We start from the raw sequence: 22,277 nt of genomic DNA on the forward strand, positions 1-22,277 counted from the left end.
GGACTGGCACCGCTTTGCCCGACCGAAAGCACAGCCATGCGCGTTTTCACAACATCCTTCCTCGTGGCGGCAGTCCTCGTCACGACAACTACAAACCCGGTCTTTGCACAAGGAACCAACAGCATGACCAATGACCAGAAAGACGTTCTCGCCCTCATTCAGACCATGACCAGTTCGTTCGAAAAGGGCGACATTGATGCGGTTATGGCAACCTACGAAGCCGATCAGAGCATCGCCTTCGAACCCGGGTCTCCTGTCTCGGACAGCGCGCAGTCCCGACAGATGTTCGAGCAGTTCCGGGCATTGAATCCGGATTTCAGCTATTCGGGGCACGAGGTCATCGTTGAGGGAGACATTGCCGTTCACATTGCTCCCTGGCAGATGACCGGTACCGATCCCGAGGGCAATCAGGTTGAAGGAGGAGGGCTTTCGGTCGCCGTTCTGCGCCGCCAGGCGGATGGCAGCTGGAAGATGGTCATCGACAATCCCTATGGCAACCGACTGCTGACTTCGGCGGAGTGACATCGTCCGGCCGCGTGCATGTTTCGGGCGCGGCCGGGGGCCGCTTCAGCGGATTGTGGAAAGACACGATCGTCTCGGCTTCCGGCGGATGAGCCGGAGGCCGGGCGGTTGTACATCCATCATTGGCGGCCGCTGCGGGCCGAGCCGGTTCAAGGCGGCGCCTGGAAGGGCCGCCCAGACACCACCTGATGAATTTCAGGACTTTCAGCCGCCGCCGCTTGCGCGCCAGGCGCAGGTGTAGCGCCATCAGCTGGTGGTGTTCCGGCATCTCTGCCGGCCAGAGTTCCGCGTGATGAGGATAAAGTGCCCTGACCGGGTCGTCCCAGGCGCGTCCGGTCTTGGAACAATCCTTTTTCTCCAAGGGGAGGGAATAGGGAATGAGCATCTGCAGCTCCCTTCAGGAATGTTTGATATTTTGAGGTAACAAGCAGATAATCTCATGGAGTTGGCGTATTTCCATGTTTTCTATGTGAAATTGAGATTTCAAAAATGAAACGAAATCTGGATTGGGAAGATCTGAGGCTGTTTCTGGCAGTGGCGAACGCGGAAGGGCTGGCCGGTGCTGCCACCCGAACCGGTGTCAGCGCGGCAACACTTGGGCGCCGGGTTGCCGCCCTTGAAAAGAGCCTCAATGCGCGCCTGGTGGAGCGTGAACCACGCGGCTACCAGTTGACGGCAGCAGGACGGAACCTGTTGTTGCAGCTTGAAGAAATGGACCAGATCGCCCAGGCGATCGGCGCCTGGCGGGACAGCGGTCAGGCGCGGCGCCGGGTCCGGATCTCGGCTGGCGAGTGGACCATGCGCCTGTTGATCGATCATGTCGACCGGTTCTGGTCGCCCGACGCCGACTGGCTTCCGGAGTTTCTGGCCGACCCGCGCAACCGGGATGTGGCCCGGCGGCAGATCGACATCGGTGTGCGTAACAAACGCCCCAAGCAGGAATGGCTCGCCGGCCGCAAGGTCGGCAGTGTGGAGTTTGCCGTCTACCAGTCGCAGGACGTTCCAGCGAATATGCAGCTCGGCTGGGTCGGGCCGGTCGAGAACGAGGCGCTGTTTCCAACCGGCCTCTGGATCAAGGAACACCATGCGGACGACGTGACCATCACCGTGAACAAGGCCTCCCTGGCGCTGTCCCTGGTGCGCAAGGGCCAGGTCCGCATGTTGTTGCCTACTTTTGTCGGCGATGCGTTTTCAGATCTCAGGCGTTTCTCGAACCCGATCGAGGAACTGCAGACGGAACGCTGGCTGGTGATGCACCAGGATGAACGCCATCAGCCGGAATTGCGCCGGGCGATCTCTACGCTCGCGAAGGTCTTGAAAGAAAACCCTGTTTTGACATCAGTTGATTGAACAATTCACAGAAGGTTGACAGGCAAAGAGGCTGAAGGCGCAGCTCCTTGAATCAAAATTAACGAAGCTCCATATTTAATGGTGAACGGAACCGGCTGGTTCCGGCCTGGATGCCTAAGAAAAGGGTCCGGGTGCAAGGTCGCTTCGACAAGGACTTTGAGGATGTCGCGCATGTCAGCGTTTTCTAGCCCGTTTATGCTCGGGTTCGACGATATCGAGCGTGTGCTCGATCGCGTCTCCAAGGCCGCCAATGACGGTTATCCGCCCTACAACATCGAAAGACTTCCGAAAAGCGAAGGTCAGGGCGATATCATCCGGATCACGCTTGCCGTGGCCGGGTTCACAAGGGACCAGCTTGACGTCTCTGTTGAGGAGAGCCAGTTGGTGATCCGCGGCCGGCAGGTCGACGACAAGACCCGCCAGTACCTGCATCGCGGCATTGCCGCCCGCCAGTTTCAGCGGGCCTTTGTCCTGGCCGAGGGGATCGAGATCCTTGGAGCCGACCTGAAAGATGGGCTTCTGTCCATCGATCTGGCACGCCCGGAACCGGAACGTGTCATAAGAAAAATAGAAATCTCCAGCGGCGAATAGACCCTCGTCGACCAACAGATGGAGAAGACTGATGCACAATCCCAATAGCCCCTTCGGGGCACCGCCCGTCGACCTGTCCGAATACATGTCGGTTGATGAACTGACCGAGCTGGGCACCGGCGATGTTGCCTATATCAAACCGATCAAGGCACGCGACCTCCACGAGATGTTTCCGGACGTGCCGCCATTGCATGACAACATGACGCTCTATGCGTTGCTCAATGCCGACGGTACGCCGATCCTTCTGGCCGACAGCCGGGAAGCTGCCGTTGCCAATGCCTTTGAGGCCGATCTGGAAATGGCTTCGCTGCACTGACGCAAAGCCAGATCTGGAATTCGATACGGAACACCGGTCATGTCCCATGACCGGTGTTTTTTTGTGGTTTGGTCAGGCCCTGCATTTCTTCTCCGTCTGCACTTGAAAATAATGCATGCATTATTGCTCGATTTTGGTTAACCACGTTGTTGAGATTATTCTTTCGTCGTAGATCTTACGCAGCGCGAGTCGGATGAACGTGGTGCAATGCCAAAAGCTTCAACCGGCAGGATTATCGCTCCAGGGGATATGCGGGTATCCCGACGGTGCGGTTCCTTCAGTCGCGGGGCGGATCGACGGAAGATAAACAAGTGCACCGGCTTCCTCCGGTGCAAATAAGCGGGCATTCGGGACAGCGCATGAAAATCAGCACAATCACAAACTGGGCCTATGGCGTCACCGTTTTCCTGACCGTCCTGTCCGGTATCGCGTTTATCCTTTCCGTTGACAGTGCCCATGAGGAACGCAAGGCCGTCGAAGTTCACCTGGTGTTGAACGAACTTGGTGAGCAGCTTGAAATTGACGCCGAACTCAGGACGGACGAGGCCAGGCTCTATGTGATGCGGGGGATTGCAGCTCACCTCGCGGCGTTCGAAGTCTACAACGCCGAGGAACATCGACTGGAGGAAAAGGCGCGCCATGCCGAGGAATTCGGGGCGACCAGCGACGAACTTGCGTTGCTTCTGGAGATCAACAAGCAGGCCGACACGCTGGAAGCTATCGAACTGAAGGCGATCAAGGCCTATCAGGCCGGCGACGCGCAAACCGCCAGGGATCTGCTTTTCGGAGAAGAGCATTACCAGCACCACATCCAGCTGGTGAAGGATGTCGAGAAGTTTCGCGAAATGGTCGATGCGCGCACCAGCGTGGAGCTGGAGCTTGCCAAGCTGCGCAGCGACTGGTTCGGATTGACGGCGCGCATCATGCTCGGGCTGACGGCGGCGCTTTTCCTTGCAGTGCTCTATTTTGTGCTGCGGCGGCGTGTGGCCCTGCCGTTGACGCGCATGACCGGGATCGTCAAGCGCCTGGCGACCCAGGACTACGAAGTCGAGGTGCCGCTTGACGGCCGTCAGGACGAAATTGGCGAGCTGAATGCCGCGATCCATATTTTCCGGCAAAACGGCCTGGAGCGAGAGCGGCTCGATGCGGAACGGCGGCGTGACCTGAAAATGAAGGACCTGATCCTGCAGATGATGCACCGTCTGCAGGCTTGCCAGAAACTGGACGAGCTCAGCGACGTGGTCAGCCGGTTTGCACCGCAGATCTTTCCGGAACTGGCGGGTGGGCTCTATGTGCTCAACGATCAGCGCACCGCGCTGAGGCGTGCCGGAGCCTGGAAAACACCACAGCCTTCACTGGCCAGTTTCAGTCCGGACGATTGCTGGGGGCTTCGCCGGGGACGCGCGCATGTCAGCCACAATGGCAAGGAGGATGTGAACTGCCAGCATCTGGCGGACACCTCCTCTTCAGCGCTATGCGTGCCGCTGACCGCGCAAGGAGACATCATCGGTCTGCTCAGTTTCAAGGACTTGTCGGACGGTGAAGACACGATCCAGGAGGCGCAGCTCTATCTGGAGATGATTGCTGAAAACGTTGCGCTCGCCGTTGCCAATCTGCAGCTGCGCGACCGGTTGACACAACTTGCCGTGCGCGATGCCCTGACCGGTTTGCAGAACCGCAGGTCGCTCGACCAGACCATGAGCGACAGGGCCCGCGAAAACGCGACCGGCCGGCTGACCTGCATGATGCTCGACATTGATTACTTCAAGCGTTTCAACGACGAGTTCGGCCATGACGCCGGGGATCTGGTGATGCAGTCCTTTGCCGGGATCCTGATGGAGTCCGTGGGCAAGCGGGGCACCTGCTATCGCTTCGGCGGCGAGGAATTTGTCATTCTCCTGCCGAACCTGCCCCGCGACGAGGCTTTTGCCCTTGCCGAAGAGATCCGCAGGCAGGCGGCGCGGATGACACTCACGCATCGCGGCGCGGTGCTGGCACCCGTCACCGTCTCCATTGGCGTGGCCAGCACGCCGGATGGCGGGCCTCTGTCCTCTCTGCGCACACGAGCGGATGTGGCGCTGCTCAAGGCCAAGGACGCAGGCAGGGATCGCACGGTCTGCGAACCCGAAGCCGAACTGCGGCAGGTGGGCAACTGAGCCAGCCACCTGGCCAGGGCTTGCAGTATCAGGAGCGGCGATAGTTACTCCGCTCCCTGTTCGCAGGGATGTTGGTCAGGTCAGCACGGGTTTGCGTTCGTCTGAAGCCGACCTTGCATGCTGGTCGGTGTCCTCGGCAGGAGGTGATTTTGGCCGGCCGGATGGACCGGGCGTCGACGTCGCCGGAGGTTTGCGCCAAGGCTGGCTCTTGTACCAGCCGGCAACATAGGCCACCGCGATCAGGGCAGCAAACCCCAGAAGATTGGACAGGATCTGCGGGATCCAGTCGCCACGGCCCCAGACCATGTCGCGCAGCAGGCCGGCGGCCTGGGCGATCACGAGGCTGGCCATGAAGACCGGCAGCGACTGCTGGCCGACCTTCTGAACCACCTTGACGAAGCGGCCCCAGAGAGCGCCGTGGCCCAGAAGGTGCTTGCCGTGTTCACCGGCGGCGATCCAGGCGAGATAAGCCAGCGCCAGGAAATGCAGATACCGGAACAGGCCGAACTCGGTCTTGATCCAGAGCGGCCGGATGGCTTCACGAATGTCCCGCGCCCAGGCCACATCCCACTGGTGTTCGCTATAGACCCGGAAATAGGCGAAGGGGATTGTGACGATGACGACGGTCGCACAAAGGAGGATAAGTTTGCGGTTGACCGGCGGCGCCGGAATCCAGCCGCGCATGAAGGCAAAGCCGGTAAAGAAAAGCATTTGCCAGGCAAAGGGATTGAAGAACCATTCCCGGTCGGACCAGGGTTCGGCCGGCAGGCTGAGCAGGTCGAATTGCGAGGCGAGCCAGAGGCCGATGGAGACGGCGAATGCAGCCGGAACCGAATAGCGTGCCGCCAGCATGATCACCGGGATCAGGGCCAGGATCACGATATACATCGGCAGGATGTCGAAATAATTGGGCACCCAGGTCAGCGTCATCAGGCCGGGAAGCGACACTTCCGTCTTGTTGTAGAGATGCCAGAGATTGAGCGAGGCAACATAATCCTGGGTCAGGCCACAGCAATCATTCAGGAAATTGCTCTCGTGGATCATCACGAGACCGACTGCAATCACCAGGAACTGGCCGATATGGGCCCAGTAGACCTGCCACATGCGATGCAGGATACGGGCGGCTCCCATGCCCCAGCCGTGAAGGTCGAAGATCTTGCCGAAGGCAAGGGCAGAAGCCATGCCGGAGCAGAAAACAAAGATCTCCGTGGCGTCGGAAAAACCGAAGCGGGCGGGAATCCAGAGCGTCCACCAGTTCCAGGGCAGATGGGCAATGTAGATGATGAACATGCCGATGCCGCGGAAAAAGTCGAGCCGCGGGTCCCGGGGGCGTTTCGTCTGAGGGTGCGCGTTCACGTCGTTTCCAAAAATAGTCGCTGTCCGGGCGGGAAAGTGGTCAGACCGAGAACCGGGCCCGGAGTTTCTCGTCTTCCATCACCTGTTGGGCGCGGTGCATCTTCTCGCAGGTTTCAAGACGCTGCTCGGCAAACCGGTCCAGGGCGCCGCGCTTGTGGGTGCGGTCCTTGATAAGCCGTTCGGCATCATCCGGCAATCCGGCCCGGAGCGCGGCATCAATGGTTATGCGCTCAAAGACGTCGCGCTGCGCATGCGAACCGCCGACCAGATAGAGATTGTCCCGCGCGGAGGTCAGAAGCGTGAAGGCGGAGGCGTAGTTGCCTTTCCGGTACTGTTCCAGCCCCAGTCCCGTCGGAAGACCCGTTTCGGCGGTGATCCTGCCGATATCCGTTTCACTCTGGGCGCGCTGTTTGAGGCCGGCCAGGAGCCGGTCGGCACCCATGCGGCGACCGCCATTCAACAGCGCCAGCAGGTAGTGCAGATCGGCGAAGACATTGCAGCCGTCTTCCGCGCGTTTATCTGACAGAAGGGCCAGTTCGTCCCAGCGGGATCCCGTATCGACCCCTTCCAGCTCCAGCCGCACCAGCAGCGAAGCGGCGTTGGAAATGTCGCGGTAGTCGTCGGTCTTGTCCTTGCGGATATCCGTATCGTAAAGCGCCAGCGCCCGGTCGGCATTGCCCTGGTCCAGATACATCAGCGCCAGGTGCCACCACACGTGATAGCCGAAATTGTTGCAATGAGCCCAGCCGTCCGGATGGTTTTCCAGCCAGCCTGCGCCTTCCTCGGAGCGGCCGGTCATGTCATGGACATGGGCAACGGCATGAAGGCCCCAGGCGTCATCGCGGGCAAATTCCAGGCCCCTGCGGCCTGACGCCTCAGCCTGACGGTAGTCCCCGGTTTCTTCCAGGGAGAAGGCCCGGCAGCCCAGCAGATAGCCATAGGCCGGGTGGTTTTCATTATAAGCTGACTGGATACGCTCGATGGACTGCCGCATGCCGGCGGCATCGCCAAGCACAAAGCGGATGGCATGCACCAGTTTCATCATCAGGGCATCTTCGGGAACCTTGACCAGTTCGGCATCCAGAAGGTCGGCGGAGCGGCTCGGAAAACCCTGCAACCAGGCGTCAAGCGCATCGACAACGGCCGTCTCACGTGTCGTCAAAGGTGTCTGGCGCGCCGAGTTGCGGGCGATCGACAGGCACTCACCTGCCGTGGCGAAAAGCTCCCGTCGCCCGAGCAGCAGACAGAACAGGCCGCGTGCCGCATGGCCAAGGGCAAAATCCGGGGCAAGGCCGAGACAGGTTTCAAGATGCTGCGGGGTGGTCTTGCCATGGGCAAGAAAGGCCCGCACGGTGTCGTTCCAGGCCGCCAGAGCATCCCTGTCCGACAAGGTGAGGTCATATCCGAATTGGTCGCTCAGACGCATAGCTGGCCTTTTTGTCTCTCTCGCCGGGGCGCGGGGTCTTGCACAAAAGCAGGACTTGGCGCACATCCAGCTGATGAATCGCTACCGCTAAAAATCAGCAGGCTTCACTTGAACTGCAAAACACAAAAAGGTGTTGGCAATGTGTAGCTGATCAAAAGCGACCTTCGTTGCGAAATTATGGCCGTAGATGCGAGTTTAAAGCCTTCATTCAGGTAATCTTGCCGGCGCGGGTAAAGGAGCGCGCATTAATGTCAACGACAGTGCAAAGATCTCAGGTAATTGTTGCCGGTGTCGCGTCCTTGCTTTTGGCGTTTGTTGCGCTGGGAGCCTATGGCGAAGCTGGTGGACGGCAGGCCATTGCCGTGCTGATCGGGGGGCTTGCAGGCCTGTCGCTCTATCATGCCAGCTTCGGTTTCACCGCGGCCTGGCGGCGGATCGTGACGGAAAAGCGTGGTGGCGGCCTGCGGGCGCAGTTTGTGCTTATCCTGCTTACCAGTGCGGTGTCCTTTCCGCTGATTGCCTGGGGCAGCACACTTGGCTGGCCAACGGGCGGATTTGTGTTCCCTTTCGGCATCGCCGCCGCGCTCGGAGCCTTCATGTTTGGCGCGGGCATGCAGCTCGGTGGCGGCTGCGGCTCCGGCACGCTGTTCACGGCCGGTGGCGGTTCCACCCGGATGATGATCACGCTCGCCGCCTTCGTGCTGGGATCGGTTCTGGCCACCGCCCATCTGCATCTTTGGGGCCGTTTGCCAAAACTTCCGGCGGTGTCTCTCATCAGGGAGTTCGGGCCGCATGGTGCCTTTCTGCTGACAGCGCTGGTGCTGGGCGGCCTGGCGCTGCTGACAGTGGGGATCGAACGCAAGGCCCATGGAGACATCGCAGCCGCGCGCCCGACGCAATCGCTCCTGAAAGGGCCGTGGTCACCGATGCTGGGGGCGATCATGCTGGCCGTCGTCGGCATCGCAACCTTTATCGTTGTCGGCCGGCCCTGGGGGATCACCTCGGCTTTTGCGCTCTGGGGCGGCAAGATCTTTCACGCCATCGGCATTCCGGTCGACACCTGGCCCTACTGGACGTGGCAGCGCAGCGCTCTGGAGAATTCGGTCCTGCGGGATACCACCTCCGTGATGGATTTTGGCGTGATCCTCGGTGCCATGGCAGCGGCGGCCCTGGCTGGCCGGTTTGCGCCGGTCTGGAAGCTCAGCCGCCGCGACGTTCTGACGGCAATCGCCGGCGGACTGTTGATGGGCTATGGCGCGCGCCTTGCCTATGGCTGCAACATCGGCGCCTATCTCGGTGGGCTCGTATCCGGCTCCCTGCACGGCTGGCTATGGCTGGCGTTCGGCTTTCTGGGCAGCCTTGCCGGAACGCGCCTGCGATTGCGGCTCGGCATGGGGTGACCACGTTTTGTCAGGAGGCCATCGGCCACACCGGAATGTGAGCGGCATGTGAAACGCAAACGGCTAGGATGGCTCCGACAACCGTCTTGCCCCTGGAGTTCCGATCATGCGCCTGGCCCTTGTCTGTGTTGTTTCCCTGTTTCTGTCTTTGAGCTCGAGCCTCGCCGACAGCGTTCCGGACCGGAAAGGCTGGCAAGTCGCCCCGACGGACAAGACCTATCAGGCCCTGGTCGATGACCTGAAAACCTCGATCAAGGCGCATGAGATGTTGCTGGTCACCCAGGCAAGTGCCTCTGCCGGTGCAAAGGGACGTGGCCTGACGATCCCGGGCAACCGGGTTATCGGCGTTTATCGCAATGACTATGCGGTGCGCATGCTGGAGGCCTCGGTCGCCGCCGGCATCGAGGCGCCGATCCGGTTCTACGTCACGGAAAACAGCGACGGAACGGCAACACTTTCCTGGAAGACGCCGAGTTTTGTTTTCGCGCCTTATTTCGACGATGGCGGCGAGGCCCTGGAAACACTGGCCGCAGAACTTGACCTTGTATTCCTGTCCATCGCCGAGGGGGCTGTTGCCGCTCGGTAACAGGTTGGTGGTTTGCGCAATTTGCGGGCAGCCAAGACCGGATTTTAGGCTTGTGAAACGCCATGCGCGGCCTCACATTAAAAGTGTCGTCAACAACTGAAAGGAGGTGTGCCCATGTCTAATGAGTATCTGAACGTGGCCCAGGTTTCTGGGCGGAATCGAACGGTGCTGGAGCAGCCTCTGGTATTGACCGGTTTCGCTGGGATTTGATCCGGACCCTGTGTCACGTCGATCTCATGGGAGGGCCGCATTGCGGCCCTCTTTTGATTCCGCGCCCTTGAAAACCACGTCCCACAAAAAGTTTTTCAAGTGGGTTGTATTGATTTTGTTTATTAAACCTAAAGTCGTTCTAATCTACGCATAAATGCGGAGCCGCGAAAAGCGCTGTTTCCTGAATAATTTAAGCCGGTCTTTTGCAAAATCGCATCAGCCAGTCACTTGAATTTTCAAGTCAAAAATACAACCAAGTCATTATTTAGGCGACTAAATTTCCCTTTGCCAAATGGTCAAAAGTCAGAAAACTGACACGGTTCTGACATGGGGCGTGGACTACCTAGCGCCCCAGATTTGTACTGTTGTTTGGGGAAGACACATCATGACTTGGCATTTCCGCTTCGGGTTCGTTTTTGGCGATCATCGGTCCAATCTCCTTGAGGGCAGCAACTGGTCCGATTTCATTTTCGGCTTCGGCGGCAATGACGAGATCTACGGCAGGGGCGGCAATGACACCATCTTTGCCGGACGTGGCAATGACTGGATCCATGGCGGGTCCGGGAACGACTATATCAATGGCGGCCGGGGCTTCGACACCGCCGCTTTTGACGGCTCGATCTTCGATTATGACGTGTCTCTCTGCCGGAGCTGGTTTTCCACCACAGCCATTGTCACCCGCTTCGGCGATGACGGTCGGCCCGTGGAAGTCGACTATCTGAAGAATGTCGAGGCACTGCATTTCGCCGAAGAAGACTACACGCTCTATATCGACGGGCGGAACAATCAGGTTCTGGCGCTCGACGACCTTGCAGCGACCGATGAAGACACGGCACTGACGCTGTCCTTCGACGCGCTTCTGGCCAATGACACGGATTTCGACGGCGACACGCTGTCGATCACCCAGGTCGACGCCCTGAGCAGTTTGGGGGCGGTCATTTCGGTTGTTGACGGGCAGGTCATCTATAACCCGGCGGGTTCCTTCGATGCCCTGAAAGAAGGTGAAACCGTCACCGACACCTTCACTTACACCGTGGACGACGGCCGCGGTGGCAGCACCACGGCGACGGTCAGTGTGACGATCACCGGCACCAACGATGCTCCGGAGCTCCAGCTCGCGTCCAGCCTTGAATATGCCGAAAACGGCACGGACGCTGTCGCCGATGCCGAGGCCAGCGACGTTGACAGCGATGGCGTGACCTTCTCACTCTCCGGTACGGATGCGGCGCTGTTCACGATCAACGAAGACACCGGCGAAATCCGGTTCCGGTCCGCTCCCGACTACGAAGCGCCTGCGGACGCCAACGGTGACAACGCCTACGATCTGATCGTCACTGCGACAGACACCGAAGGTGCAACCGACAGCCAGGCCCTGACCGTCAACGTGACGGATGTTCTGGAAATTCCGGAGGTCGATGCCCGGATCAATGAGTTCCATTACGACAATGCCGGAACCGACACGGGCGAGTTTGTCGAGATCCGCACGGCAGCGGGAGACGACGTCTCCTTCCTGCAGATCGTCCTGATCAACGGCTCCAACGGCTCCGAATACAACCGCGTCGATGTTTCCGGCCTGACCATGACCACCGACGGCACCTACGACTATTACGTCTGGGATCTGCCGACAAACGGTCTCCAGAACGGATCTCCCGATGGCATCGCGCTGGTCAACGGTGGCGCGGTGCTGGAATTTGTCAGCTATGAAGGCGAGATCGAGACGACGATCGACGGTCAGACCGTGACCTCGACTGATGTTGGCGTTGCCGAAAGCGGCAGCACGGAGGCCGGTCAGTCGCTGCAACGCAACGACGACGGCAGCTGGAACGAGGCGGCCGACGAGACCAGGGGCGCAGCCAACGAAGCACCTGGTGTGGAACTCAATGCCCGGATCAATGAATTCCACTACGACAATGCCGGCACGGATACGGGTGAGTTCATCGAAATCCGTGTCAATGCCGGTGCCGATGTCTCTGCGCTGGATGTGCGGTTGATCAACGGCAACGGCGGTGCCGAATACAATCTTGCAGCGGTCGCCGGCCTGACCATGACCACGGACGGCACCTACGACTATTACGTCTGGGATCTGCCGGCGAATGGCCTGCAGAATGGTGCACCGGACGGCATCGCGCTTGTGAATGATGGCGAAGTGGTCGAGTTCCTCTCCTATGAGGGCAGCATCACCACCACGATTGCCGGTGTTGAAGTGACCTCCACGGATGTCGGTGTTGCCGAGAGCAGTGCAACGGCCGCCGGCGAGTCCCTCCAGCGCAACGCGGACGGCTCCTGGAACGAGGCTGCGGCCGAGACCAAGGGCGCGGAAAACAGCGGTGGGACCGGTCCGCTGGTCGAAGCCCGGATCAACGAAATTCACTATGACAACGACGGCACGGACACTGGCGAATTCGTGGAAATCCGCGTCAACGCAGATGCCGACGTAACCGGCGTGCAGGTGCAGCTGATCAATGGCAATGGCGGGGCCAGCTACAACAGCGCGGACCTGTCGTCGCTGGTGCGAACCACGGACGGCACCTATGACTATTACGTCTGGGAACTGCCTTCCAATGGTATCCAGAACGGGGCTCCGGACGGTGTTGCGCTTGTCAACGGAACCGAAGTCGTTGAATTCCTGAGCTACGAAGGCACGATCACGGCAACGATCGCGGGTACGGAAGTCACCTCCACCGATATCGGTGTTTCCGAAAGCAATTCGACCCCGGTCGGCCAGTCCCTGCAGCGCAATGACGATGGCAGCTGGAATGCGCCGGCCGACGAGACGCGCGGCGAAGCCAATGACGGTGGCGGTGGCGGCGAACCGACCGCCCGCTTCATTTCCGAAATCCAGGGCTCCGGGTCGGCCAGCCTGCTCATCGGCAATTATGTACTGGTCTCAGCCGTTGTCACCTACACCACCAGCAACGGCTTCTTCCTGCAGGAAGAAGACGCGGATGCGGATGGCGATGCGCTGACGTCCGAAGGCATCTTCGTTTTCACAGGCGGAGAACCGTCGGTGGTGTCCGGCGACACGGTCGATGTGGCCGGCACGGTCGAGGAATTCTTCGGCATGACCCAGCTCGGAGGGAGCGTCGAGGTGACCAAGACCGGCACCACGACCTTGCCGACAGCAGCGGAGATCCAGTTGTCCCGGACCGCGACCAATTACGAACAATATGAAGGCATGCGCATTTCGGTCACCTCCGGCATCGAAAACGAGCGGGTGACCATTATCGAAAACTTCAACTTCGACCGCTTTGGCGACATCACCGTCAGCGCCGGGACACAGACCCAGGCAACCCAGCTTTATGATGCCCAGACCCAGGCGGATGAGATCGCCGACCATATCGAAGGCAACATGAACAACCGCCTGGTGATCACCGACGGCACCTCCAGCCAGAATCCAGACAGCTATGGCTATGTGGCGAACACCTCGGCCGGTGACGATGGCGACGGCATCCTCAGCGCCGGAGACGATTTCACGGCGGAAGGCCCGACGCTGCGTCTCGGCGCGGAAATGAACTCGGCGATCGAAGGGGTGCTCACCTATGAATTCGGCGAGTTCAAGGTGCTGGTCGACGGCACGCTCGACATCGACGAGGCGACAAACTCCGGGGCACGGCAGGACACGCCGGACGATGTCGGCGGCGAGATCCAGGTCGCCAGCTTCAACGTGCTGAACTACTTCACCACCTTCTCCGGCGGCACGGGTCCGAATGGCGATCTCAATCCGCGCGGGGCCGACAGCCAGGAAGAATTCGACCGCCAGACCACCAAGATCGTCGAGGCAATGATCAAGACGGGTGCTGAAGTCTTTGCGCTTCAGGAAATCGAGAATAACGGTTTCGGTGATGCCTCTGCCATTGCCGCCCTGGTCGATGCCCTCAATGCCAAGGCCCTTGCAGAGGGAACCGGTGCGGTCTACGCCTATGTCAATCCTCTGGGCGGCGACGGGTTCCTGGGCACCGACGCCATCATGACCGGCATGGTCTATGACACCACCAAACTGACTCTGGTCCATGCGGACGGCCTTGTCTTCAACGAAGCTTCGGCGGCCGACACGTTTGCAATTGCGGACTTCCTCAACAGCTACGTCTCCTCGGGGGATCAGGTGGGGGATTTCCAGCGCAACCGCCCGACCACCATTGCAACGTTCGAAGATGCCAATGGTGAAGTCTTCACGGTCGCCTCCAGTCACTTCAAGTCGAAGGGCGACAGCAACCTGCAGGATCTGGCCGAGGGCGTCCAGTCCGCTCTGGACAGCGGTTCGGTGCCTGCCGGTGAAGTGGCTGCCGTCACCGCGGCCCTGGCGGCGCTGATCGCCGATCCGAACTTTGACCAGGGCAACGGCCAGGGGTTCTGGAACCAGGTTCGGGCCGATGCGGCCGGAGAACTGGCCGCCTATCTGGACAGCACCTACGCGGCAGACCTGGCGGGACAGGGCATCATCGATGCCGATTATCTGCTGATGGGCGACTTCAATGCCTATGCAGAGGAAGACCCGGTTCAGACGGTGCGCGATGACGCGGGCTACATCGACCTGATTGACCAGTTCATCGGCCAGGAGGATGCCTACAGCTTCGTCTTTGACGGCCAGCAGGGCACGCTCGATCAGGCGCTTGCCACGAGCAGCCTGGCGACCCAGGTGACCGGTCTCACCGAATGGCACATCAATGCCGATGAGCCGGATCTGCTGAACTACGACCAGGACTTCAACGATCCGGGTTTCTTTAGCGTTGACCCCTTTGCCTCGTCCGACCACGACCCGGTGATCATCGGTCTCGATCTGGGCAGCCAGAACGACGCCTTGCTCGCGTAAGGACCGGAGCTTCAGACACGAAAACGGCGGCCCCTGGCCGCCGTTCTTGTCTCGCTCTGCGTTCTCTGCGCCAAGCCAGGAGGCTGTTACACCAGCCCGACCGACTTGCGAACATCTTCATCCCGCAGCGAGCAGTCGACGCCGCGATAGGCATCGCCCGCATCGGTGCACAACCAGCAGATCGCTTCGCCGACCCATTCGGCCGGGATGTGAACGGCCGGGTCGAGCTGGCTGACCGGGTTGATGCCAGACGCCTTGATGTCGACCTGCATCTGGGTGGCCACGGTGCCCGGGCTGAGGCCGACGATGCGCAGTCCCTTGTCGCCGAATTCCTTGTCGCCGCAGCGGGTCAATGACAGGGCCGCGGCCTTGGAGGCGCAATACTGGCTCCAGCCTTCGAGCGCGCCCGTAGCAGCGCCGGAACTGATATTGACAACCGTGCCGGATCCCTTGGAGAGCATATGCGGTGCAACCGCGCGCAGGCCGTAATAGACGCCCTTCACGTTGATATCGATGACCTTGCCCCAGGCCTCCGGGTCGGACTCCTCGATGCGGGCAATCGGTTCGATGACACCGGCGTTGTTGACCAGAATGTCGATGCCGCCATAGGTCTCGATGCAGGTCTCAACGGCCTTCACCACGTCATCATAGTCGGAGACATCGCAGGTCACCGCCTTAGCACTGCCACCGGCCGCGTTGATCTCCGCGGCGATACGCTCGATGTCCTTGCCCGAGCGGGCGGCCAGCACCACCTTGGCGCCGTATTTGACAAGGCTCCTGGCGGCGGCTTCACCGATACCGCGGCTTGCCCCGGTGACCAGAGCAACTTGTCCTGACAGATCAAACATGTAACGTCCCCTGCTGTGTCCGGCCCTCGTGGCCGTCTTCTTCTTCTGCGGACCTTAATGCGGTGACATCAAGGAATAAACAGCCTGCATGCAGGAGCGTCCTGCAGCTTCTGCACGAATGCGTAAGGGTCTTAGCTAATTGACTTTTGCCGCTGCCTCTAGTGGTTTGAACGCAAAGACTGAAAATGCGAATTGAGGGGCTGACCGGATGGCGGCGGAAAAATCGGCGGTGAAAACCTTCCTGCGCCAGATGTATTTCGGCCATAGCGTTCAAGCGCGGATCTTTCGCTATTTCCTCATCGCCTTTGACCTGATCACGATCGGCTATTTCATCGTTTCGTCCGTGCTCGACCCGGCGCGCCACCATCATGAGCTGGACTATGTCATCGCCGCGGTGCTGCTGTTGGACTACGTCGCCCGGCTGATCGCGGCGGCGCGCCCGTCCCGTTACCTGATCAGCTTTACCTCCTTTGCCGATGTGGTGGTCATCGCCTCACTGATCGCGCCGGCCTTCCTGGAAAACTTCGCCTTCCTGCGGGTGGTGCGCATGCTGCGGCTGATGCGCTCCTATCATTTGCTGAAGGAACTGCGCGATGCGTCTGCCTGGTTCCGGCGCAACGAGGACATCCTGCAATCGGCCGTCAATCTGATGGTGTTCATCTTCGTGGTCACCGCCATCGTCTTCGTGGTCGAGGATGATCGCAACGAGAACATCAACAATTATCTCGATGCGCTCTATTTCACAGTCACCACCCTGACAACGACCGGCTTTGGCGACATCACCATGACCGACAGTGTCGGCCGGCTGATGACCGTGCTCATCATGATCTTCGGGGTCGCCCTGTTTCTGCGTCTGGTGCAGACGATTTTCCGCCCGGCCAAGGTGAATTATGCCTGCCCCGATTGCGGGCTCAACCGCCATGATCCGGATGCGGTTCACTGCAAACACTGTGGCCGCACCATCAACATCCCCACAGAAGGCACCTGGGAATAGCCGCTTTCGGCACGTAGCGGTCTCCTCTCTCGCCGACTTGTGATCGCCGCCGGCTGGACTCTTGTGCAACCGACGCCATTCTCTAGCTCCGGTGCAGGGCCCGTCGGCCGTCGCACAAGTGCCTTATGAAGCAGTCGCTGGAGCGGTTTTGATTATGAAAACATTCCTTTTCGGTGCCCTCGCCCTGTCGCTTGTTTCGTCAGGCGGGCTTGGTACAGGGACGGCCTTCGCGTCCGAAGGATGCGGCGAGGAAATGCCCTGCGAGCTCGAAAACGGCGAGTATTACATTCACTTGCCTGAGACCCACAAAGCCGGCGAACCGCTCGGCGCGATCTTCTATCTGCACGGCCATCGCGGCAAGGCGGTCAACGCGATCCGCAACAAGAGTTTCCAGAAGATGGCCGATGAGCTCGGTGTGGCTTTTGTGGCCGTCCAGGGAGTCAACGGCACCTGGTCGTTTCCGACCGCGCCACGCAACCTGCGCGACGAGACGGTCTTTTTCGAAGACGTGCTTGAGGATCTTTCAGGCAGGTTCGGGGTCGACCGTGCCCGCACGCTTCTGTCCGGCTTTTCCTCCGGCGGCTTCATGACCTGGTATCTGGCCTGCGAAAAGGCGGACCGCTTCGGCGGCTACGCGCCGATTGCCGGTGCCTTCTGGGAACCGCTGCCGCAGGAATGCCCGAGTGAACCGCCCTATCTGTTCCATGTCCACGGCACGGCAGACACAGTCGTTCCGCTGGAAGGCCGCTGGCTGGGCGGTGGCCAGTGGAAACAGGGCGACGTCTTCGAAAGCTTCGACATCTGGCGCCGCCAGAACGATCTGGCCGACACCGAGCCGCAGACCTTCACCGACGGCAAGCTGTCCTGCGAACGCTGGCAACCTGCCACGGGCCTCCTGGAACTCTGTCTTCACGATGGCGGCCACAGTGTCGAAGCCGGTTTCATTCGCCGCGCCTGGACGAAACTTGGTGAAATGAAGGGCTGGACTCAGAAGGGGTGACTGCGGGTGGAGAGGGCGAAGCGGCCCATTCCCAAATGACAAGAATGTGAGCCGGCTTGTTCGGCGGCGCTGAACAGCGGTGTTGACCTCCCTCGTCCCCTGTGCCCATTTCCGGCTAGGAACCCCATTGTCTAGTCAGTCAGGTCCCCCGTGTCCCAGTCCGACCTTGCTACCGGCGCCTTGTCCGGCCTCGTAGTCCTTGATTTGTCCCGCATTCTCGCCGGGCCGACCTGCACCCAGATCCTCGGAGATCTCGGCGCCGAAGTGATCAAGATCGAGCGGCCGGGCAGGGGAGACGACACGCGCGGCTGGGGCCCTCCGTTTCTGAAGGACAGGCAAGGCAATGAGACCGCCGAGAGCGCCTATTATCTGTCGTCCAACCGCAACAAGGCGTCCGTCGCCATTGATCTGGCGAGCGTGGAAGGGCAAAAGCTGATCGCGGATCTTGCCGCCGGAGCCGACATCCTGGTGGAGAATTTCAAGGTCGGCGACCTGAAGCGGCGCGGCCTCGACTACGAGACACTGAAGGTCCGCAATCCGCAGCTGATCTACTGCTCGATTTCGGGTTTCGGCCAGACCGGACCTTATGCGCATCGGGCCGGCTATGATTTCCTGATCCAGGGCATGGGCGGGATCATGTCGCTCACCGGATTTGCCGATGAGGATGGTGGCACGGAAACCAAATGCGGTGTCGGCATTGCCGATGTCATGTGCGGTATGTACGCGACGGTCTCGATCCTTGCAGCCCTCAATCACCGTCACAAATCCGGCGAAGGGCAGCATATCGACATCTCGCTGCTGGATGCGCAGGTCTCCTGGCTGATCAACCAGGGTACCGGCTATCTGGTGTCCGGCAAGGTGCCGGGCCGTCTCGGCAATGGTCATCCGACCATCGTGCCTTACGAGACATTCCCGGCAAGCGACCAGTCCTTCATTCTGGCCGTGGGCAATGACAGTCAGTTCCAGAAATTCTGCGCCGTTGCCGGCGCACCGGAGCTGGCGCAGGACCCTCTGTTTGCCAAGAACGCCGACCGGGTACGCAACCGAAAGGATCTGGTGCCGAAGATCCGCCGGCTCACAATCGAAAAGTCCGCTGCCGACTGGATCGCGGAACTGGAAGCGGCCGGGGTGCCCTGCGGCCCGGTCAATGATCTTGGCCAGGTCTTTGACGATCCGCAGGTGCAAGCCCGCGACATGCGCATCACGCTGCCCCACCCATTAAGTGGCAGCGTTGATCTGATCGGCTCGCCCATAAATCTGGAAAAGACGCCGGTGGCCTATCGCAACGCGCCGCCGCTCCTCGGGGCGGATACGCAGGACGTGTTGACGCGTCATCTCGGTTTGCACCCCGAAACCCTCGCAGAGCTTGCCGAGCGCGGCATTCTCGGCTTTCAAACGCCCCTCAAGGAAGAGACAAACGCATGACGACCGGTGCCGATATCATTGCAGGCAAACTTTATGCAGCAGGATGCCGTCATGCCTTCGGCATACCGGGCGGCGAGGTGCTCGCCCTGATGCAGGCGCTCGATGAGGCCGGGCTGAATTTTGTCCTGGTGAAGCATGAAAACGCCGGCGGCTTCATGGCCGAAGGTGGCTGGCATGCAGATGGCGGACCGGGCGTTCTCCTCGCGACCCTCGGGCCGGGCGTTACCAACGCCATCAACGTGGTGGCCAATGCCTGGCAGGACCGGGTGCCGCTGATCTTCCTGACAGGCTGCGTCGACCAGGCCGAAGCCGAAAGCTACACCCACCAGGTCTTCGACCATCAGCAGCTCCTGCGTCCGATCGTCAAGGCGAGCTTCTCCGCCCGGCTTGGCGCGCTCGACGTGATGATGGAAAAGGCGATGGCCATCGCGCTCGACGGCCAGCCGGGTCCGGTCCATATCGATGTTCCGATCAAGGTTGCCGAAAGCGAAACCGGCGAAGCCTGGACCAAAGTCTTTCAGGCAGCTCCCGTTGCCACACAGCCCTTGCCGGGCAAGGACCTGGAAACCGCGCTGGAGCTGATCGCAAAGGCCGAGCGTCCGATAGCGATTGCCGGTGTCGATGCGGTCAATGAAGGCGCGTCCGCGGCGATCACCCAGTTCTGCGAAACCTACCGGGTCCCGCTGGTCACAAGCTACAAGGGCAAGGGTCTTCTGGACGAGACCCACCCTCTGGCCCTTGGCGGGGCCGGCCTGTCTCCCAAGGCGGACAGCCACCTGCTGCCGCTGATCAACCAGAGCGACTGCATCCTGCTGCTTGGCTACGATCCGATCGAAATGCGCATCAACTGGCGCAATCCATGGAGCGACGATGCACCGGTGGTCGATGTCACCCCGGTGCTCAGGACGCACGGCATGCATGCGGTTTCTGCCACGCTGCGTGGCGACGTTGCGCCCGTGTTGAAACTGATGAGCGAAGTGCGCGATCCGGGCAAGGTCTCCTGGCCTGGCGGGGAGCCTGCAAAAACCCGAAAAGCGCTGGAAGGTGCCTTTGCACCGGAAGGTGGCGGCTGGGGCCCGGCAACCGTGTTCCATACCCTGCGCAACGCATTGCCCGACGAAACGGTGGCGACCGCCGACAGCGGTGCGCACCGCATTCTCGTCAGCCAGATCTGGCGCTGTCCTGGGCCGCGCCAGATGCTGCAATCTTCCGCGCTCTGCACGATGGGCTGCGCCGTGCCGCTCGCCATGGGACATCGACTGGTCGACGGCGGGGCACCGGTAATTGCCTTTGTCGGCGATGCCGGCCTTGAAATGTGCCTCGGCGAACTCTCCACCCTGCGCGATCTGAAAATCCCCGTGATCATTTGCGTGCTGGTCGATACCAGCCTTGCGCTGATCGAGCTGAAACAGCGCAACAGCCAGCGCCCGAATGTTGGCGTCGATTTCGGCGAAACCGACTTTCCAGCCGTTGCCGCTGCCTATGGGGGGCACGGCGTTTGGGTGGAGGACGCGGCAACGCTCAAGTCCGAGGCCGAAGCCGCTCTGGCCCGCGACGGCTTCACCCTGCTTGCCTGCCGCATCGAGCGCCGGGCGTATGATGGGGCGATCTAGCGCGGCATGATCGCTATTGCCGATTTTGTCCTTCGACGATGGACAGCGTCAGCGCCGTGAGCATCTCTGCCGCTTCTTCCGTGGTCAGCGGCAGCGAACGCGCTGTGATCGAATAGCCTTCAAAAAACGGAATGAGCAAGGCTTGCAGCTGCTTGCGAACCTGCGCGTCAAGGCCGCCTGGAAAGGCGAAATCCGTCATTACATCGGAGAAGTTCCTGTAGTAGTCCATCAGGCATTGGTCGATCACGGTGTTTCTGCTGGAAATCGCCCAGATCTCGCGAAACGCACGGCACATGTCGGAAATTTCCTGGCCGTGGCTGAGACCGGTGCGAACAAGAAAACGGACCCGTTCTTCGGCAGTCGCAGCCTCGCTCTGCTGTGTCAGCGTCACCAGGCTCGCGGTGCATTCGTCGAAGTAGCGCGAAACCATTGCCGCTAGAACCTCATCCCGCGATGAAAAGTAATACTGCACATTGCTGAGCCGCATGCCGGCAGTTTCCGCGAGCTTGCGAAGCGTCAGACCGGCATCCCCCGTTTCGATCAACAGTTTCAGCGCGCAATCAAGGATCAGCAGTTCCTTGGGTGATCGGGCTTGGGCGGTAATAGGCTGTTCCTCTTCGACTTTTCTGATTTTCAGCGACTATGGCTCTTTCTGTTTCATGGAACAAACAAAATAAGGGATTGACGATTTTGGTCAAGTGACCTAAATCTTGGTCAAGTGACCAAAGTATTGCAAGGAATTGAACATGAGTTCTGACATTCTCGTCATCGGGGCGACCGGCAAAACGGGCCGGCGCGTCACCCTTCGCCTCGAAGAGCGCGGCTTGCCGGTGCGCCACGGAACACGCCGAAGCGAAATTCCCTTCGATTGGGAAAGGCCCGAGAGCTGGACGGCGTCGCTGAGCGGGATCAAGACCGCCTATGTCGCCTATTCACCCGATCTGGCTGTGCCCTCGGCACAGGCCGTCATTGCGGAGTTCGTTCGTGCCGCGGAAGAGAGCGGCCTGCGCCGGATCGTGCTGTTGTCGGAGCGCAACGAAGCGCGTGCGCAAGCTTGCGAAAAACTGCTGATGAACTCTTCGCTGGAATGGACAATCCTTCGGCCGAGCTGGTTCATGCAGAACTTCAGCGAGGGAGGTTTTCTCGACGGCGTGATGAGTGGGGAAGTGTCCGCCCCCGACTCCGGCTTTCCGGAACCTTGGGTTGATCTTGAAGACGTGGCAGACATCGCCGTCGCGGCGTTGCTGGAGGAAGGGCACACGGGAGAAGTCTATGAAATCACGGGGCCGGAGTTGCTGAAATGGCAGGAGGCGGTCTCTCACATCACCGACGTCACGGGGCGAGACATCACCTACCGGACCGTTACCCCGAAGGAGTTCGAGAGCACCCTGATTGCCGAGGGATTTCCGCAAGGCGATGCCGAATTTGTCGCAACACTCGTGGCCGAGATCCTCGACGGCAAGAACGCCAGCACATCGGACGGACTTCAGCGCGCGCTCGGCCGCGAGCCTCGAAGCTTTGCCGACTTTGCCAGGCGCGCCCATGCCGAGGGCAGTTGGCAATAGAGCGGCGGGTCCGGGCGGGCGCGCGCGTCCACAGCTGCGCCAAGCCGTCAGGGAGGCAAGACAGGGCGAACCCCGTGAAGGTCCAGGCACCTTCACGGGACGCTTTCTC

Annotated in this window: 17 protein-coding genes; 13 read left to right on the top strand and 4 right to left on the bottom strand. The window is 60.4% G+C overall.

The genetic code is table 11. From position 1 onward, the window contains the following. The first annotated feature begins 123 nt into the window (after positions 1–123). The 5 genes from CHH27_RS22805 (at position 124) to CHH27_RS22825 (ending at position 4,935) form a co-directional block, all read left to right on the top strand. Complete coding sequence (locus CHH27_RS22805) at positions 124–522, top strand: nuclear transport factor 2 family protein (protein ID WP_157739054.1); 399 nt, start codon at positions 124–126, stop codon at positions 520–522. A gap of 489 nt (positions 523–1,011) precedes the next feature. Next, positions 1,012–1,872, top strand: coding sequence for a LysR family transcriptional regulator (locus CHH27_RS22810; RefSeq protein WP_094073630.1), 861 nt, complete (start codon positions 1,012–1,014; stop codon positions 1,870–1,872). Between the two features lie 162 nt (positions 1,873–2,034). Further along, positions 2,035–2,463, top strand: a complete 429-nt coding sequence (locus CHH27_RS22815) for an Hsp20 family protein (RefSeq protein WP_094073631.1) — start codon at positions 2,035–2,037, stop codon at positions 2,461–2,463. Between the two features lie 31 nt (positions 2,464–2,494). Further along, positions 2,495–2,779 (top strand): DUF1150 domain-containing protein, encoded by a 285-nt coding sequence (locus tag CHH27_RS22820; protein ID WP_247646150.1) that lies wholly within the window; start codon positions 2,495–2,497, stop codon positions 2,777–2,779. Positions 2,780–3,138: 359 nt separating this feature from the next. Continuing rightward, complete coding sequence (locus tag CHH27_RS22825; protein WP_094073633.1) at positions 3,139–4,935, top strand: diguanylate cyclase; 1,797 nt, start codon at positions 3,139–3,141, stop codon at positions 4,933–4,935. A 75-nt stretch (positions 4,936–5,010) separates the two neighbouring features. Here the strand turns inward: CHH27_RS22825 and CHH27_RS22830 are convergent, their stop codons facing one another. Continuing rightward, complete coding sequence (locus CHH27_RS22830; protein ID WP_208988335.1) at positions 5,011–6,291, bottom strand: OpgC family protein; 1,281 nt, start codon at positions 6,289–6,291, stop codon at positions 5,011–5,013. 40 nt (positions 6,292–6,331) lie between these two features. After that, positions 6,332–7,717 (bottom strand): tetratricopeptide repeat protein, encoded by a 1,386-nt coding sequence (locus tag CHH27_RS22835; RefSeq protein WP_094073634.1) that lies wholly within the window; start codon positions 7,715–7,717, stop codon positions 6,332–6,334. A gap of 248 nt (positions 7,718–7,965) precedes the next feature. Between CHH27_RS22835 and CHH27_RS22840 the strand changes: the two genes are divergently transcribed. The 3 genes from CHH27_RS22840 (at position 7,966) to CHH27_RS22850 (ending at position 14,723) form a co-directional block, all read left to right on the top strand. Further along, positions 7,966–9,117: a YeeE/YedE family protein gene (locus CHH27_RS22840; RefSeq protein ID WP_094073635.1), complete on the top strand. Its 1,152-nt coding sequence runs from the start codon at positions 7,966–7,968 to the stop codon at positions 9,115–9,117. Between the two features lie 106 nt (positions 9,118–9,223). After that, the gene (locus CHH27_RS22845; RefSeq protein WP_094073636.1) at positions 9,224–9,703 is read left to right on the top strand and encodes a DUF302 domain-containing protein; all 480 of its coding nucleotides are present in this window, start codon (positions 9,224–9,226) and stop codon (positions 9,701–9,703) included. A gap of 595 nt (positions 9,704–10,298) precedes the next feature. Beyond that, positions 10,299–14,723 carry an ExeM/NucH family extracellular endonuclease gene (locus CHH27_RS22850; protein ID WP_198338275.1) on the top strand — a complete coding sequence of 1,475 codons (4,425 nt, stop codon included), beginning with the start codon at positions 10,299–10,301 and terminating at the stop codon, positions 14,721–14,723. An 86-nt stretch (positions 14,724–14,809) separates the two neighbouring features. Here CHH27_RS22850 and CHH27_RS22855 read toward each other — a convergent pair whose 3' ends face one another. Continuing rightward, on the bottom strand, positions 14,810–15,571 hold the full coding sequence (locus CHH27_RS22855; protein WP_094073638.1) for an SDR family oxidoreductase: 762 nt from the start codon (positions 15,569–15,571) through the stop codon (positions 14,810–14,812). 208 nt (positions 15,572–15,779) lie between these two features. Here CHH27_RS22855 and CHH27_RS22860 point away from each other — a divergent pair, with 208 nt between their 5' ends. The 4 genes from CHH27_RS22860 (at position 15,780) to CHH27_RS22875 (ending at position 20,603) form a co-directional block, all read left to right on the top strand. After that, positions 15,780–16,565: an ion channel gene (locus CHH27_RS22860; RefSeq protein ID WP_094073639.1), complete on the top strand. Its 786-nt coding sequence runs from the start codon at positions 15,780–15,782 to the stop codon at positions 16,563–16,565. A 154-nt stretch (positions 16,566–16,719) separates the two neighbouring features. Further along, complete coding sequence (locus tag CHH27_RS22865) at positions 16,720–17,565, top strand: PHB depolymerase family esterase (protein WP_157739055.1); 846 nt, start codon at positions 16,720–16,722, stop codon at positions 17,563–17,565. 150 nt (positions 17,566–17,715) lie between these two features. Further along, a complete protein-coding gene (locus CHH27_RS22870; RefSeq protein WP_094073640.1) occupies positions 17,716–18,990 on the top strand; it encodes a CaiB/BaiF CoA-transferase family protein in 1,275 nt (424 codons plus the stop codon). Continuing rightward, on the top strand, positions 18,987–20,603 hold the full coding sequence (locus CHH27_RS22875; protein WP_094073641.1) for a thiamine pyrophosphate-binding protein: 1,617 nt from the start codon (positions 18,987–18,989) through the stop codon (positions 20,601–20,603). The genes CHH27_RS22870 and CHH27_RS22875 overlap by 4 nt, the downstream gene beginning before the upstream one ends. Before the next feature lie 13 nt (positions 20,604–20,616). Here the strand turns inward: CHH27_RS22875 and CHH27_RS22880 are convergent, their stop codons facing one another. Beyond that, the gene (locus CHH27_RS22880; protein WP_094073642.1) at positions 20,617–21,240 is read right to left on the bottom strand and encodes a TetR/AcrR family transcriptional regulator; all 624 of its coding nucleotides are present in this window, start codon (positions 21,238–21,240) and stop codon (positions 20,617–20,619) included. Between the two features lie 109 nt (positions 21,241–21,349). On the opposite strand from CHH27_RS22880, the gene CHH27_RS22885 reads away from it, so the two are divergent. Further along, positions 21,350–22,168, top strand: coding sequence for an NAD(P)H-binding protein (locus tag CHH27_RS22885; protein ID WP_094073643.1), 819 nt, complete (start codon positions 21,350–21,352; stop codon positions 22,166–22,168). Positions 22,169–22,277 lie beyond the last annotated feature (109 nt).

It is taken from the genome of Labrenzia sp. VG12 (assembly GCF_002237595.1).
GTDB lineage: Bacteria > Pseudomonadota > Alphaproteobacteria > Rhizobiales > Stappiaceae > Roseibium.